The following is a 13,155-nucleotide window of genomic DNA, read 5'->3' as shown; positions in this document are numbered from 1 at the left end:
AGCCGCTCGGTCCGGACCCGCGACGGTGGGTCCGGACCGTGACCGAGGAGGTCCCGGACGGGGCCGGACACCGCTCTCCCGTGGCGGTGACCGGCCCCGTTCGTGCGTCCGGGGGCTGTGCCCCGGTGCGGGCCTCAGCGCAGGCAGTCCGCGCGCAGGGCGGAGCCCAGCGTGCGCAGCGAGGAGTCGGCCTCGGCGAGCAGCCCGGCCAGGGTCGGGAAGGCGTGCCACATGCCGGGTGCGCGCTCGTAGGTGACCGGGGTCCCGGCCGCGCGGGCACGCTCGATGAGGGTGTCGGCGTCGTCGACGAGGATCTCGTCGGCGCCGGCGACGACGTGCAGCGGCGGCAGCCCCGCCAGGTCGGCCTCCAGCGGCAGGAGCTCGGGGGCCCCGGTGTGCGGGCCCGCGTAGTCGGCGACGGCGTCGGGCAGCCACGACGGGTCCAGCATAGAGTCGGAGGCGACATTGCGGGTGAGCGCGTCGGCGGTGCAGGACAGGTCCAGCCACGGCGAGATCAGCCCGATCGAGCCCGGGAGGTCCTCACCGGCGGCGCGGAGCCGCAGCAGCAGCGACATCGTCAGCCCGCCGCCCGCCGAGTCACCGGCCACCGCGATGTGCCGGGCCGGGATCCCCGCGGCGCGCAGGGCGGTCCAGGCGGCGTACGCGTCGTCGAGGGCGGCCGGGAACGGGTGCTCCGGCGCGAGCCGGTAGTGCGGTGCGAGGACGGCGCTCCCGGTGGCGTGCGCGAGCCCCGCGAGCAGCGGCCGGTGCGAGGACGACGACCCCACGAGGTACCCGCCGCCGTGCAGGTAGAGCACTCGGTGCGGGGAGAGCGGCCCGGGCGGTGCGACGACCGCGGTGGGCACCCCGCCGAGCGTCCCGAGGCTCCGGCGGGTGCCGCGGGGGAGCGGGAGGGACGCGCCGACCAGGTCGAGTCCACGCCGCCGGAGGGCGACGGGTAGTGTGGGACCGAGCAAGGGCGCGATGAGTGCTCGCGTGGCGAGGCGGTTGACGGCCGTCGGCAGGTGCATACCGGACCGTAACCGTCCCTCCGTCGCCATCGTCCACAGGGTGATCCACACCGTGATCGACACGGCGGGATCCCGTGGGGACACAGTCATCGCCCACCACCGATCCGACCGCGACGAGCGGCCGTCGATCTGCGACGAGCGGGTGAGTCCGCTTGCCAGAGGCGGCGTCGTACGGCATCGTCGGGTCACCACAGGTCTCCTCCGGAGTGTCATCCCGGGGGATCCGAGGACCATCGAAGCCCCCGATGGACCCGAAGGCAGGTCCGAGGCGAACGCCCGGAACGGACCCGCTTTGACCGCCTTGAAGAGGGCCGGGTACTCTCGTGTTCTGTGCTCGGCTCCGGTCGGGCAGGTCCGCGTGTCCCGTGGTGTGCACCGATCCGATGGTTCCGACCCTCAGGTCTGTGGTTGCGCCCCGGAGCAGGGCACGCCGGACGTCCCGACAGCCTCCGCGGGGCCCTTCCGGCCCCGAGCGTGCCCGGGACGACACGCCCGACCTCGGGGTCCGGCGCGACGGTGGCGGAGTCCGGTGAGAGCCGGCAGCCACGCCGGCGCCCGGAGTCCGGGACACCGAACCACGATCACCAGTGTCACGGCGAGCAAGACAGTCGAGCCACGTCGACGGGAAGAAGTAGACGGTTCATGCCCACGATCCAGCAGCTGGTCCGCAAGGGCCGCGAGGACAAGGTCTCCAAGACCAAGACCGCCGCGCTGAAGGGAAGCCCCCAGCGCCGCGGGGTCTGCACCCGCGTGTACACCACCACGCCCAAGAAGCCGAACTCGGCCCTGCGCAAGGTCGCCCGTGTGCGCCTGTCCAGCGGCATCGAGGTCACCGCGTACATCCCCGGTGAGGGCCACAACCTGCAGGAGCACAGCATCGTGCTCGTGCGTGGTGGTCGTGTGAAGGACCTCCCCGGCGTGCGCTACAAGGTCATCCGGGGGTCGCTGGACACCCAGGGCGTGAAGAACCGCAAGCAGTCCCGCAGCCGCTACGGCGCGAAGAAGGAGAAGAGCTGATGCCCCGCAAGGGCCCCGCCCCGAAGCGTCCGCTGGTCTCGGACCCGGTCTACGGCTCGCCGCTGGTCACCCAGCTGGTGAACAAGGTCCTCAAGGACGGAAAGCGGTCGCTCGCCGAGCGCATCGTCTACGCCGCCCTCGAGGGCACCCGTGACAAGACCGGCACCGACCCGGTCGTCACGCTGAAGCGCGCTCTCGACAACGTGAAGCCGGCCCTCGAGGTCCGCAGCCGCCGCGTCGGTGGCGCGACCTACCAGGTCCCCGTCGAGGTCCGTGCCGTCCGGCAGACCACCCTGGGGCTGCGTTGGCTGGTCACCTACTCCGGTCAGCGCCGCGAGAAGACCATGGTCGAGCGCCTCATGAACGAGCTGCTCGACGCCAGCAACGGCCTCGGCGCCAGCGTCAAGCGGCGCGAGGACATGCACAAGATGGCGGAGTCGAACCGCGCCTTCGCCCACTACCGCTGGTGACCGGCCGACCGTCGGGCGCCATCTCGCGATCGAGGGAGAGCTGAGCTAGTGGCAGCACAGGACGTGCTGACGGACCTGACCAAGGTCCGCAACATCGGCATCATGGCCCACATCGACGCCGGTAAGACGACCACCACCGAGCGGATCCTGTTCTACACCGGGATCAACTACAAGATCGGTGAGGTCCACGACGGCGGCGCCACGATGGACTGGATGGAGGAGGAGCAGAAGCGCGGCATCACGATCACGTCCGCCGCGACGACCTGCTTCTGGAAGAACCACCAGATCAACATCATCGACACCCCCGGGCACGTCGACTTCACCGTCGAGGTGGAGCGGTCGCTGCGGGTGCTCGACGGTGCGGTCGCGGTCTTCGACGGCAAGGAGGGGGTCGAGCCGCAGTCCGAGCAGGTCTGGCGGCAGGCCACCAAGTACGACGTCCCCCGCATCTGCTTCGTCAACAAGATGGACAAGCTGGGCGCGGACTTCTACTTCACCATCCAGACCATCAAGGACCGGCTGAACGCGACGCCGCTCCCGCTGCAGATCCCGATCGGCTCCGAGAACGACTTCATCGGTGTCGTCGACCTGGTCGAGATGCGTGCCCTCACCTGGCGCGGCGAGGTCGCCAAGGGTGAGGACTACACCGTCGAGGAGATCCCGGCGGAGCTCCAGGCCAAGGCCGAGGAGTACCGCACCCAGCTGATCGAGGCGGTCGCCGAGACCGACGACGAGCTCATGGAGCTCTACCTCGGTGGTGAGGACCTGACCGTCGAGCAGATCAAGAACGGCGTGCGCCGGCTGGTCAACGACCGCGCCGCGTACCCGGTCCTCTGCGGCTCGGCGTTCAAGAACAAGGGTGTCCAGCCGATGCTGGACGCGGTGATCGACTACCTGCCGTCGCCGTACGACGTGCCGCCGGTCGAGGGTTTCCTCACCGACGGTGAGACGCCGGCGAGCCGCAAGCCGTCGAAGGACGAGCCGTTCTCGGCGCTGGCCTTCAAGATCGCCGCGCACCCGTTCTTCGGCAAGCTCACCTACATCCGGGTCTACTCGGGTCAGGTCGCCGCCGGCGCCCAGGTCATCAACTCGACCAAGGACCGGAAGGAGCGCATCGGGAAGCTCTTCCAGATGCACTCCAACAAGGAGAACCCGGTCGACGAGGCCGTGGCCGGCCACATCTACGCGGTCATCGGTCTGAAGGACACGACCACCGGCGACACGCTCTGCGACCCGCAGAACCCGATCGTCCTCGAGTCGATGACCTTCCCGGACCCGGTCATCCAGGTCGCCGTCGAGCCCAAGTCGAAGGCGGACCAGGAGAAGCTCTCCCTGGCGATCCAGAAGCTGGCCGAGGAGGACCCGACGTTCCAGGTCTCCCTGGACGACGAGACCGGTCAGACCATCATCGCCGGCATGGGCGAGCTGCACCTCGAGGTGCTGGTCAACCGGATGAAGTCCGACTACAAGGTCGAGGCCAACATCGGCAAGCCGCAGGTGGCCTACCGGGAGACCATCAAGAAGGCCGTCGAGAAGTTCGAGTACACGCACAAGAAGCAGACCGGTGGTTCGGGCCAGTTCGCCCGCGTCATCATCAAGCTCGAGCCGCTCACCAGCGGCGACGGTGCGCTGTACGAGTTCGAGAACAAGGTCACCGGTGGCCGTGTCCCGCGGGAGTACATCCCGTCGGTCGACGCCGGTGCCCAGGACGCCATGCAGTACGGCATCCAGGCCGGCTACCCCGTGGTCGGTGTGAAGCTCACGCTGCTGGACGGTCAGTACCACGAGGTCGACTCCTCGGAGATGGCCTTCAAGGTCGCCGGTTCCATGGCGTTCAAGGAGGCGGCCCGCAAGGCGAGCCCCGCCATCCTCGAGCCGATGATGGCCGTCGAGGTGATGACGCCCGAGGACTACATGGGCGACGTCATCGGTGACCTGAACTCCCGCCGCGGCCAGATCCAGGCCATGGAGGAGCGGGCCGGTGCCCGTGTCGTCAAGGCGACCGTGCCGCTGTCCGAGATGTTCGGCTACGTCGGCGACCTGCGGTCGCGGACCCAGGGCCGGGCGAACTACACGATGGTCTTCGACTCCTACGCCGAGGTTCCGGCGAACGTGGCGAAGGAGATCATCGCGAAGGCCACGGGCGAGTAAGAGCTCCCCGGGGCGGGCCCCAGTGCCCGACCTGCTCGGAGGGTGCGGTCCGCGGATCGGTAAGGTCCGCGGCCCGCACACCCGACACCGACAGACCTGCCGTCAGCACGGCGGAGTACAGACACGAGTCCAGGAGGACCCAGCAGTGGCGAAGGCGAAGTTCGAGCGGACCAAGCCGCACGTCAACATCGGCACCATCGGTCACATCGACCACGGCAAGACCACGCTGACGGCGGCCATCACCAAGGTTCTGCACGACAAGTTCCCGACCCTCAACGAGGCGTCGGCGTTCGACATGATCGACAAGGCGCCCGAAGAGCGCCAGCGCGGTATCACGATCTCGATCGCGCACGTCGAGTACCAGACCGAGAAGCGGCACTACGCGCACGTCGACTGCCCCGGGCACGCCGACTACGTGAAGAACATGATCACCGGTGCCGCCCAGATGGACGGCGCGATCCTGGTGGTCGCCGCGACCGACGGCCCGATGCCCCAGACCCGTGAGCACGTGCTGCTCGCGCGTCAGGTCGGCGTGCCGTACATCGTCGTCGCCCTGAACAAGGCGGACATGGTCGACGACGAGGAGATCATGGAGCTCGTCGAGATGGAGGTCCGCGAGCTGCTGTCGGCTCAGGACTACCCGGGCGACGACCTCCCGATCGTGCGCGTCTCGGCGCTGAAGGCGCTCGAGGGCGACGACAAGTGGGCCGAGGCCATCGTCGAGCTCATGGACGCGGTCGACGAGGCCATCCCGGAGCCCGAGCGCGACGTCGAGAAGCCGTTCCTCATGCCCGTCGAGGACGTCTTCACGATCACCGGTCGCGGCACGGTCGTCACCGGCCGTATCGAGCGCGGCATCGTCAAGGTCAACGAGACCGTCGACATCGTCGGGATCCGGCCGAACAAGACCTCGACCACCGTCACCGGTGTCGAGATGTTCCGCAAGATCCTCGACGAGGGTCGCGCCGGCGAGAACGTCGGTCTGCTCCTGCGCGGTATCAAGCGTGAGGACGTGGAGCGCGGCCAGGTCGTCGTGAAGCCGGGTTCGATCACCCCGCACACCGAGTTCGAGGGCCAGGTGTACATCCTGGGCAAGGACGAGGGCGGCCGTCACACCCCGTTCTTCAACAACTACCGTCCGCAGTTCTACTTCCGGACGACCGACGTGACCGGTGTCGTGACCCTCCCGCAGGGCACCGAGATGGTCATGCCGGGTGACAACACCACCATGAGCGTTCAGCTGATCCAGCCGATCGCCATGGAGGAGGGCCTGCAGTTCGCCATCCGTGAGGGTGGCCGCACCGTGGGCGCCGGCCAGGTCACCAAGATCAACGCGTGACGTGACGGGGTCGTCCCAGCAGGGGCGGCCCCGTTACCCACCCCCCGGTCGAGGGTGCCGCACAGCGGTGTGTCATCCTTGACGGGTTGCACGATGAGCATGGCGCGTGGGAGCGCCGCCCCTGTTCCCGGTTCCCGGTAGTTCAGAGGTCGCGAACCACGCGCCATGTTCGTTGTCAGCCCCGGTACCACGGTCCGCCGTGAGGCCGGGGAGATTCCGAGCGACATGCCCGCCCCAGATGGGGGTGGGACGCGGTGACCCGGGCAGAACCATGCGGGTAGGGCGCGACACGCCCGACCTCGTGGACCGGAGAGCCCCGGCAGGACGAGTGCTCCAGGGAACTGGACGCGCGACTCCGGGCCGACAGAGACCTGAACAGAGCACGGGCCGCAGCCGGCCCGCCGGACATCCGGTGGCAGCACGGCGCGAGTTCTTACGGGGCCGAACCGCGACACCCCCGCGGCAGGAAGAAGAGGACGACCGACGACCATGGCGGGACAGAAGATCCGCATCAGGCTCAAGGCCTATGACCACGAGGCAATCGACGCGTCTGCTCGCAAGATCGTGGAGACCGTGACGCGTACCGGTGCCCGGGTCGTCGGCCCCGTGCCGCTGCCTACCGAGAAGAACGTGTACTGCGTCATCCGCTCGCCGCACAAGTACAAGGACTCGCGCGAGCACTTCGAGATGCGCACGCACAAGCGACTCATCGACATCCTCGACCCGACGCCCAAGACGGTCGACGCGCTCATGCGCATCGACCTGCCGGCGAGCGTCGACGTCAACATTCAGTGACGGCGGGGTGGAGACGATGACTGCTGCATTCAAGAAGACGACTGCCACCAAGCAGACGAAGAAGGTCACCGGCCTCCTGGGCACCAAGCTCGGGATGACCCAGTTGTTCGACGAGAACAACCGCATCGTGCCGGTCACCGTGGTCCAGCTCGGACCGAACGTCGTGACGCAGGTGCGCTCGCAGGAGACCGACGGCTACACCGCCGTCCAGCTGGCCTACGGGGCCATCGACCCGCGCAAGGTGAACAAGCCGGAGTCCGGCCACTTCGCCAAGGCCGGCGTCACCCCCCGTCGCCACGTCCTGGAGCTCCGCACCTCCGACGCCGCCGAGTACACCACCGGCCAGGAGGTCACCGTCGAGGCGTTCGCCGAGGTGGCCGAGGTCGACGTGGTGGGCGTGACCAAGGGCAAGGGCTTCGCCGGTGTCATGAAGCGCCACGGGTTCAAGGGCCTGGGCGCCTCGCACGGCACGCAGCGCAAGCACCGTTCGCCGGGCTCCATCGGCGGCTGCGCCACCCCGGGCCGCGTGTTCAAGGGTGTGCGGATGGCCGGCCGGATGGGTTCCGACCGCCAGACCACGCAGAACCTGAAGGTCCACCGGGTGGACGCCGAGCGCGGGCTGCTGCTCGTCAAGGGCGCCGTCCCCGGTCCGCGCGGTGGCCTCGTCGTGGTGAAGACCCCCGCGAAGGGTGATGGCAAGTGAGCACCGTGCAGATCAAGACCCCCGAGGGTTCCGCCTCCGGCAGCGTCGAGCTCCCGGACCACGTCTTCGACGTGACGGCGAACATCGCCCTCATGCACCAGGTGGTGACCGCGCAGCTCAACGCCGCGCGTCAGGGCACGCACGACGTGAAGGGCCGCGGCGAGGTCCGCGGCGGTGGCAAGAAGCCGTACCGGCAGAAGGGCACCGGTCGCGCCCGTCAGGGCTCGATCCGCGCGCCGCAGTTCGCCGGTGGTGGCATCGTCCACGGCCCGACCCCGCGCGACTACTCGCAGCGGACCCCGAAGAAGATGAAGGCCGCCGCCCTGCGTGGCGCCCTCTCCGACCGGGCCCGCGCCGGAGCCGTGCACGTCGTGTCCGCCTTCGCCGAGGGTGACGCGCCGTCGACCAAGTCCGCCCGCAAGGTGATCGAGGCCGTCGTGCCCGACGCCCGCCGGGTGCTCGCGGTCGTCGAGCGTTCCGCCGAGAACGCCCTGCTGAGCCTGCGCAACCTGCCGCAGGTCCACCTGATCGCGCCCGACCAGCTGAACACCCACGACGTGCTCGTCAACGACGTCGTGCTGTTCACGCAGGCGGCGCTGGACGAGTTCCTGGCCGGCCCGATCGCGAAGCCGAAGGCTGCCGGCCGCCGCGCTGAGGAGGCCGACAAGTGATCACGGACCCGCGGGACGTGCTGCTCGCGCCGGTCGTCTCGGAGAAGAGCTACGGGCTGCTCGACGAGCGCCAGTACACCTTCGTCGTGGCACCGGACGCGAACAAGACCCAGATCAAGATCGCCGTGGAGAAGGTGTTCGGGGTCAAGGTGACCAGCGTGAACACGCTGAACCGCCCGGGCAAGCGCAAGCGCTCCCGCACCGGCTACGGCAAGCGCAAGGACACCAAGCGCGCGATCGTCACGCTCTCCGAGGAGAGCAAGGCGATCGACGTCTTCGGTGGCCCGGCGAGCTGAGGGAGCGAGCTGACCCATGGCCATTCGTAAGTACAAGCCGACCACCCCGGGCCGTCGTGGCTCGAGCGTGTCGGACTTCGCCGAGATCACCCGCGACACCCCCGAGAAGTCGCTGCTGCGTCCGCTGCACAACAAGGGCGGCCGCAACGCGCACGGGCGGATCACCACCCGTCACCAGGGTGGCGGGCACAAGCGCGCCTACCGTCTGATCGACTTCCGTCGTCACGACAAGGACGGCGTGCCGGCGAAGGTCGCGCACATCGAGTACGACCCGAACCGCACCTCGCGGATCGCACTGCTGCACTACGCCGACGGCGAGAAGCGCTACATCATCGCGCCGGCGAAGCTCAAGCAGGGCGACAAGATCGAGAACGGTCCCCGGGCCGACATCAAGGTGGGTAACAACCTGCCGCTGCGCAACATCCCGACGGGCACCGTGGTGCACGCGATCGAGCTCCGCCCCGGTGGCGGCGCGAAGATCGCGCGCTCGGCCGGTGTCGGCGTCCAGCTGGTCGCCAAGGACGGGCCCTACGCGCAGCTGCGGATGCCCTCCGGCGAGATCCGCTACGTCGACGTGCGCTGCCGCGCCACCGTCGGCGAGGTGGGCAACTCGGAGCGCGCCAACATCAACTGGGGCAAGGCCGGCCGTATGCGGTGGAAGGGCAAGCGCCCGACCGTCCGTGGTGTCGTCATGAACCCGGTGGACCACCCGCACGGTGGTGGTGAGGGCAAGACCTCCGGTGGCCGCCACCCGGTGAACCCCGCGGGCACGCCCGAGGGCCGTACCCGCAAGAACAAGCCGTCCGACAAGTTGATCGTCCGCCGGCGCCGTACCGGCAAGAAGCGCTGAGCAGGGAGGTAAGACATGCCGCGCAGCCTGAAGAAGGGCCCCTTCGTGGACGACCACCTGCTCAAGAAGGTGGACGCCCTCAACGAGTCCGGCAAGAAGACCGTGATCCGCACGTGGTCCCGTCGGTCCACGATCATCCCGGACATGATCGGTCACACCATCGCGGTGCACGACGGCCGCAAGCACGTCCCGGTCTTCGTCTCCGACTCGATGGTCGGGCACAAGCTGGGCGAGTTCGCCCCGACCCGCACGTTCCGGGGGCACATCAAGGACGACCGCAAGGCGCGTCGGCGCTAGAAGCCGGCCCGAGTAGCGACAAGGAGAGGTGGAGAAGATGGCAGACACTGCCGAGACCACCGGCGCTGCGCTCGAGCCGACTCGTGCGCGCGCCGTGGCACGGTTCGTCCGTAGCTCGCCGATGAAGACCCGCCGCGTCGTGGACCTGGTCCGCGGCCTGCCGGTCGACGAGGCGCTGGCGATCCTGCGGTTCTCGCCGCAGGCCGCGGCGGAGCCCGTCGCGAAGGTCGTGGCGAGCGCCGCGGCCAACGCCGAGAACAACCTGGACCTGGACCCGGAGACCCTCGTGGTCGCCGTGGCGATGGTCGACGAGGGCCCGACGCTGAAGCGGATCCGGCCGCGCGCCCAGGGGCGTGCGTACCGCATCCGCAAGCGGACGAGCCACATCACCATCGAGGTCGAGTCGGTTCCGCAGAAGGCCGGCCGTCGTGGTGCGAAGGGGAGGGCCCGCTGATGGGGCAGAAGATCAACCCGCACGGCTTCCGCCTGGGCATCACCACGGACTGGAAGTCGCGCTGGTACGCCGACAAGCAGTACTCCGAGTACGTCAAGGAGGACGTCGAGATCCGCCGCATGCTCTCCAAGGGCATGGAGCGGGCCGGCATCTCCAAGGTCGAGATCGAGCGGACCCGGGACCGCGTGCGGGTGGACATCCACACCGCGCGTCCGGGCATCGTGATCGGCCGCCGCGGCGCGGAGGCCGACCGGATCCGGGGCAACCTCGAGAAGCTGACCAAGAAGCAGGTCCAGCTGAACATCCTCGAGGTCAAGAACTCCGAGTCCGACGCGCAGCTCGTCGCCCAGGGCGTCGCCGAGCAGCTGTCGAACCGGGTCGCCTTCCGGCGTGCGATGCGCAAGGCCATCCAGTCGGCCATGCGCAGCCCGCAGGTCAAGGGCATCCGGGTCCAGTGCTCGGGCCGCCTCGGCGGTGCCGAGATGTCGCGGTCGGAGTTCTACCGCGAGGGTCGGGTCCCGCTGCACACGCTGCGTGCCGACATCGACTACGGCCTGTTCGAGGCCCGGACCTCCTTCGGCCGCATCGGCGTGAAGGTCTGGATCTACAAGGGCGACGTCGTCGGCGGCCGCCGCGAGGGCGTTCCGGCCGCTGCCGAGGCCCCGGGCCGCGGTCCGCGCCGCGAGCGTCCGGCCCGGCGCCGTTCCGGTGCCTCGGGCACCACTGCGACCAGCACCGAGGCCGGGCGTGCCGCGCAGAGCGCGGGCCAGGCCGGCGGCGCCGCGACGGCGACCGCCGAGGCCCCGGCCTCCGGTGAGAACCAGAGCAACGGTGGGGAGAGCTGACCGATGCTGATCCCACGCAAGGTCAAGCACCGCAAGCAGCACCGTCCCAAGCGCAAGGGCATGGCCAGCGGTGGTACCGCGGTCACCTTCGGCGACTGGGGCATCCAGGCGCTGGAGCCGGCCTACGTGTCGAACCGACAGATCGAGTCGGCGCGTATCGCGATCAACCGGCACATCCGTCGTGGCGGGAAGATCTGGATCAACGTCTTCCCGGACATCCCGATGACCAAGAAGCCGGCCGAGGTCCGCATGGGTTCCGGTAAGGGTTCGCCCGAGAAGTGGGTCACGAACGTCAAGCCGGGCCGGGTGCTCTTCGAGATGAGCTTCCCGAACCGCGAGGTGGCGCACGAGGCTCTGACCCGTGCGATCCACAAGCTGCCCATGAAGTGCCGGATCGTGTCCCGTGAGGGTGGTGACATCTGATGGCGAGCAGTGGCAACACCAAGGCCGCCGAGCTGCGCGAGCTCTCCGACGAGGAGCTGGTCGTGCGTGTCCGGGAGGCCAAGGAGGAGCTGTTCAACCTCCGCTTCCAGATGGCCACCGGGCAGCTGGACAACAACCGGCGGCTGCGGTCCGTCCGTCACGACATCGCGCGGTGCTACACCGTCATGCGCGAGCGTGAGCTCGGCCTTTCCGCCGCACCGACCGAGAGTGAGGGCGCGGCGTGAGCAGCGATAACTCGGCTGAGACGAAGAACGAGGAGCGCGGGGAGCGCAAGGTCCGCGAGGGCCTGGTCGTGTCCGACAAGATGGAGAAGACGATCGTCGTCTCCCTCGAGGACCGGGTGAAGCACCCCCTGTACGGCAAGGTCATCCGCCGGACCAGCAAGGTCAAGGCGCACGACGAGGGGAACACCGCCGGTATCGGCGACCGTGTCCGCCTCATGGAGACCCGCCCGCTGTCGGCGACCAAGCGCTGGCGGCTGGTGGAGATCCTCGAGAAGGCCAAGTAGGAGTCGAAGTGATCCAGCAGGAGTCGCGGCTGCGCGTCGCCGACAACACCGGTGCCAAGGAGATCCTGTGCATCCGGGTGCTGGGCGGCTCCGCGCGGCGCTACGCCGGGATCGGCGACGTCATCGTCGCCACGGTCAAGGAGGCCATCCCCGGCGCCGGCGTGAAGCGTGGTGACGTCGTCAAGGCGGTCATCGTGCGCACCAAGAAGGAGAAGCGCCGTCCCGACGGCAGCTACATCCGTTTCGACGAGAACGCCGCCGTCCTGATCAAGGCGGACAACGGACCTCGGGGGACCCGTATCTTCGGCCCGGTCGGGCGCGAGCTGCGCGACCGCAAGTTCATGAGGATCATCTCCCTGGCCCCGGAGGTGCTCTGACATGAAGGCGAAGATGAAGGTCAAGAAGGGCGACACCGTTCTGGTGATCGCCGGCAAGGACAAGGGTGCACGGGGCAAGGTCATCGCGGCCTACCCGGAGCGCCAGCGCGTGCTGGTCGAGGGCGTGAACCGGATCAAGAAGCACACCCGGATCAGCCAGAACCAGCGCGGGGCCGAGAGCGGCGGGATCGTCACCCAGGAGGCCGCCATCCACGTCTCGAACGTGATGGTGTGCGACTCCGACGGCAAGCCGACCCGCATCGGCAAGAAGACCGTCGAGGGCGAGGACGGCACCACCCGCCGCGTCCGGATCTCCAGGCGCAACGGGAAGGAGATCTGAGATGACCACGGCTGAGAAGACCCTGCCGAGGCTCAAGCAGCGTTACCGCGACGAGATCCTCGACAAGCTCCGCGAGGAGTTCGGCTACACCAACGTCATGCAGATCCCCGGCCTGACCAAGGTCGTGGTGAACATGGGTGTCGGTGACGCCGCCCGCGACTCGAAGCTGATCGACGGTGCGCTGCGCGACCTGGCCACCATCACCGGCCAGAAGCCCCAGCTGCGTCGCGCCACCAAGTCCATCGCGCAGTTCAAGCTGCGTGAGGGCATGCCGATCGGTGCGAAGGTGACCCTTCGCAACGACCGGATGTGGGAGTTCCTCGACCGGCTGCTGACCATCGCGCTGCCCCGTATCCGCGACTTCCGCGGCCTCGAGAGCAACCAGTTCGACGGGCGTGGCAACTACACGTTCGGCCTGAACGAGCAGTCGATGTTCCACGAGATCCCCCCGGACTCCATCGACCGGCCGCGGGGCATGGACATCACGGTCGTGACCACCGCGACCACGAACGCCGAGGGCCGGGCGCTGCTGCGCCACCTGGGCTTCCCGTTCAAGGAGAGCTGAGC

19 protein-coding genes are annotated in these 13,155 nt (G+C 68.8%); 18 read left to right on the top strand and 1 reads right to left on the bottom strand.

The window, feature by feature from the left end; all coding sequences use genetic code 11:
- Positions 1 to 134 precede the first annotated feature (134 nt).
- On the bottom strand, positions 135 to 866 hold the full coding sequence (locus Ae505Ps2_RS31745) for an alpha/beta hydrolase (RefSeq protein WP_158071537.1): 732 nt from the start codon (positions 864 to 866) through the stop codon (positions 135 to 137).
- An 807-nt stretch (positions 867 to 1,673) separates the two neighbouring features.
- Here Ae505Ps2_RS31745 and rpsL point away from each other — a divergent pair.
- The 18 genes from rpsL to rplE all read left to right on the top strand — a co-directional run bounded on the left by rpsL (position 1,674) and on the right by rplE (position 13,153).
- Positions 1,674 to 2,048 carry a 30S ribosomal protein S12 gene (rpsL, locus tag Ae505Ps2_RS03160; protein WP_020622943.1) on the top strand — a complete coding sequence of 125 codons (375 nt, stop codon included), beginning with the start codon at positions 1,674 to 1,676 and terminating at the stop codon, positions 2,046 to 2,048.
- Positions 2,048 to 2,518 carry a 30S ribosomal protein S7 gene (rpsG, locus tag Ae505Ps2_RS03155; RefSeq protein WP_020622942.1) on the top strand — a complete coding sequence of 157 codons (471 nt, stop codon included), beginning with the start codon at positions 2,048 to 2,050 and terminating at the stop codon, positions 2,516 to 2,518. Before rpsL ends, rpsG begins: the two co-directional genes overlap by 1 nt.
- A 48-nt stretch (positions 2,519 to 2,566) precedes the next feature.
- The gene (fusA, locus tag Ae505Ps2_RS03150; protein ID WP_043277197.1) at positions 2,567 to 4,669 is read left to right on the top strand and encodes an elongation factor G; all 2,103 of its coding nucleotides are present in this window, start codon (positions 2,567 to 2,569) and stop codon (positions 4,667 to 4,669) included.
- A gap of 145 nt (positions 4,670 to 4,814) precedes the next feature.
- Positions 4,815 to 6,008, top strand: coding sequence for an elongation factor Tu (gene tuf / locus Ae505Ps2_RS03145; protein WP_020622940.1), 1,194 nt, complete (start codon positions 4,815 to 4,817; stop codon positions 6,006 to 6,008).
- Between the two features lie 489 nt (positions 6,009 to 6,497).
- Positions 6,498 to 6,803, top strand: coding sequence for a 30S ribosomal protein S10 (rpsJ, locus tag Ae505Ps2_RS03140; RefSeq protein ID WP_003938093.1), 306 nt, complete (start codon positions 6,498 to 6,500; stop codon positions 6,801 to 6,803).
- A gap of 16 nt (positions 6,804 to 6,819) precedes the next feature.
- Positions 6,820 to 7,506 carry a 50S ribosomal protein L3 gene (gene rplC / locus Ae505Ps2_RS03135; RefSeq protein ID WP_051050086.1) on the top strand — a complete coding sequence of 229 codons (687 nt, stop codon included), beginning with the start codon at positions 6,820 to 6,822 and terminating at the stop codon, positions 7,504 to 7,506.
- Entirely contained in the window at positions 7,503 to 8,177 is a 675-nt protein-coding gene (rplD, locus tag Ae505Ps2_RS03130) for a 50S ribosomal protein L4 (protein WP_020622938.1), read from the top strand. Before rplC ends, rplD begins: the two co-directional genes overlap by 4 nt.
- Entirely contained in the window at positions 8,174 to 8,473 is a 300-nt protein-coding gene (gene rplW, locus Ae505Ps2_RS03125; RefSeq protein ID WP_020622937.1) for a 50S ribosomal protein L23, read from the top strand. Before rplD ends, rplW begins: the two co-directional genes overlap by 4 nt.
- Positions 8,474 to 8,489: 16 nt before the next feature.
- Entirely contained in the window at positions 8,490 to 9,323 is an 834-nt protein-coding gene (gene rplB, locus Ae505Ps2_RS03120) for a 50S ribosomal protein L2 (protein WP_075553397.1), read from the top strand.
- Between the two features lie 15 nt (positions 9,324 to 9,338).
- A complete protein-coding gene (gene rpsS, locus Ae505Ps2_RS03115) occupies positions 9,339 to 9,620 on the top strand; it encodes a 30S ribosomal protein S19 (RefSeq protein WP_020622935.1) in 282 nt (93 codons plus the stop codon).
- 37 nt (positions 9,621 to 9,657) lie between these two features.
- Positions 9,658 to 10,074 (top strand): 50S ribosomal protein L22, encoded by a 417-nt coding sequence (gene rplV / locus Ae505Ps2_RS03110; RefSeq protein WP_043277206.1) that lies wholly within the window; start codon positions 9,658 to 9,660, stop codon positions 10,072 to 10,074.
- Positions 10,074 to 10,919: a 30S ribosomal protein S3 gene (rpsC, locus tag Ae505Ps2_RS03105; RefSeq protein WP_020622933.1), complete on the top strand. Its 846-nt coding sequence runs from the start codon at positions 10,074 to 10,076 to the stop codon at positions 10,917 to 10,919. Before rplV ends, rpsC begins: the two co-directional genes overlap by 1 nt.
- A gap of 3 nt (positions 10,920 to 10,922) precedes the next feature.
- On the top strand, positions 10,923 to 11,342 hold the full coding sequence (gene rplP, locus Ae505Ps2_RS03100; protein ID WP_020622932.1) for a 50S ribosomal protein L16: 420 nt from the start codon (positions 10,923 to 10,925) through the stop codon (positions 11,340 to 11,342).
- Entirely contained in the window at positions 11,342 to 11,587 is a 246-nt protein-coding gene (rpmC, locus tag Ae505Ps2_RS03095) for a 50S ribosomal protein L29 (RefSeq protein ID WP_075553396.1), read from the top strand. The genes rplP and rpmC overlap by 1 nt, the downstream gene beginning before the upstream one ends.
- Positions 11,584 to 11,871, top strand: a complete 288-nt coding sequence (gene rpsQ / locus Ae505Ps2_RS03090; RefSeq protein WP_020622930.1) for a 30S ribosomal protein S17 — start codon at positions 11,584 to 11,586, stop codon at positions 11,869 to 11,871. The genes rpmC and rpsQ overlap by 4 nt, the downstream gene beginning before the upstream one ends.
- Positions 11,872 to 11,879: 8 nt before the next feature.
- Complete coding sequence (gene rplN, locus Ae505Ps2_RS03085) at positions 11,880 to 12,248, top strand: 50S ribosomal protein L14 (RefSeq protein WP_010228481.1); 369 nt, start codon at positions 11,880 to 11,882, stop codon at positions 12,246 to 12,248.
- A gap of 13 nt (positions 12,249 to 12,261) precedes the next feature.
- Positions 12,262 to 12,588: a 50S ribosomal protein L24 gene (rplX, locus tag Ae505Ps2_RS03080; protein WP_043277204.1), complete on the top strand. Its 327-nt coding sequence runs from the start codon at positions 12,262 to 12,264 to the stop codon at positions 12,586 to 12,588.
- Position 12,589: 1 nt separating this feature from the next.
- Positions 12,590 to 13,153: a 50S ribosomal protein L5 gene (gene rplE, locus Ae505Ps2_RS03075; protein WP_075553395.1), complete on the top strand. Its 564-nt coding sequence runs from the start codon at positions 12,590 to 12,592 to the stop codon at positions 13,151 to 13,153.
- Positions 13,154 to 13,155: the final 2 nt, after the last annotated feature.

The organism is Pseudonocardia sp. Ae505_Ps2 (assembly GCF_001932425.1).
Lineage (GTDB): Bacteria > Actinomycetota > Actinomycetes > Mycobacteriales > Pseudonocardiaceae > Pseudonocardia.
This window is presented reverse-complemented; position numbering and strand designations above follow the sequence as displayed.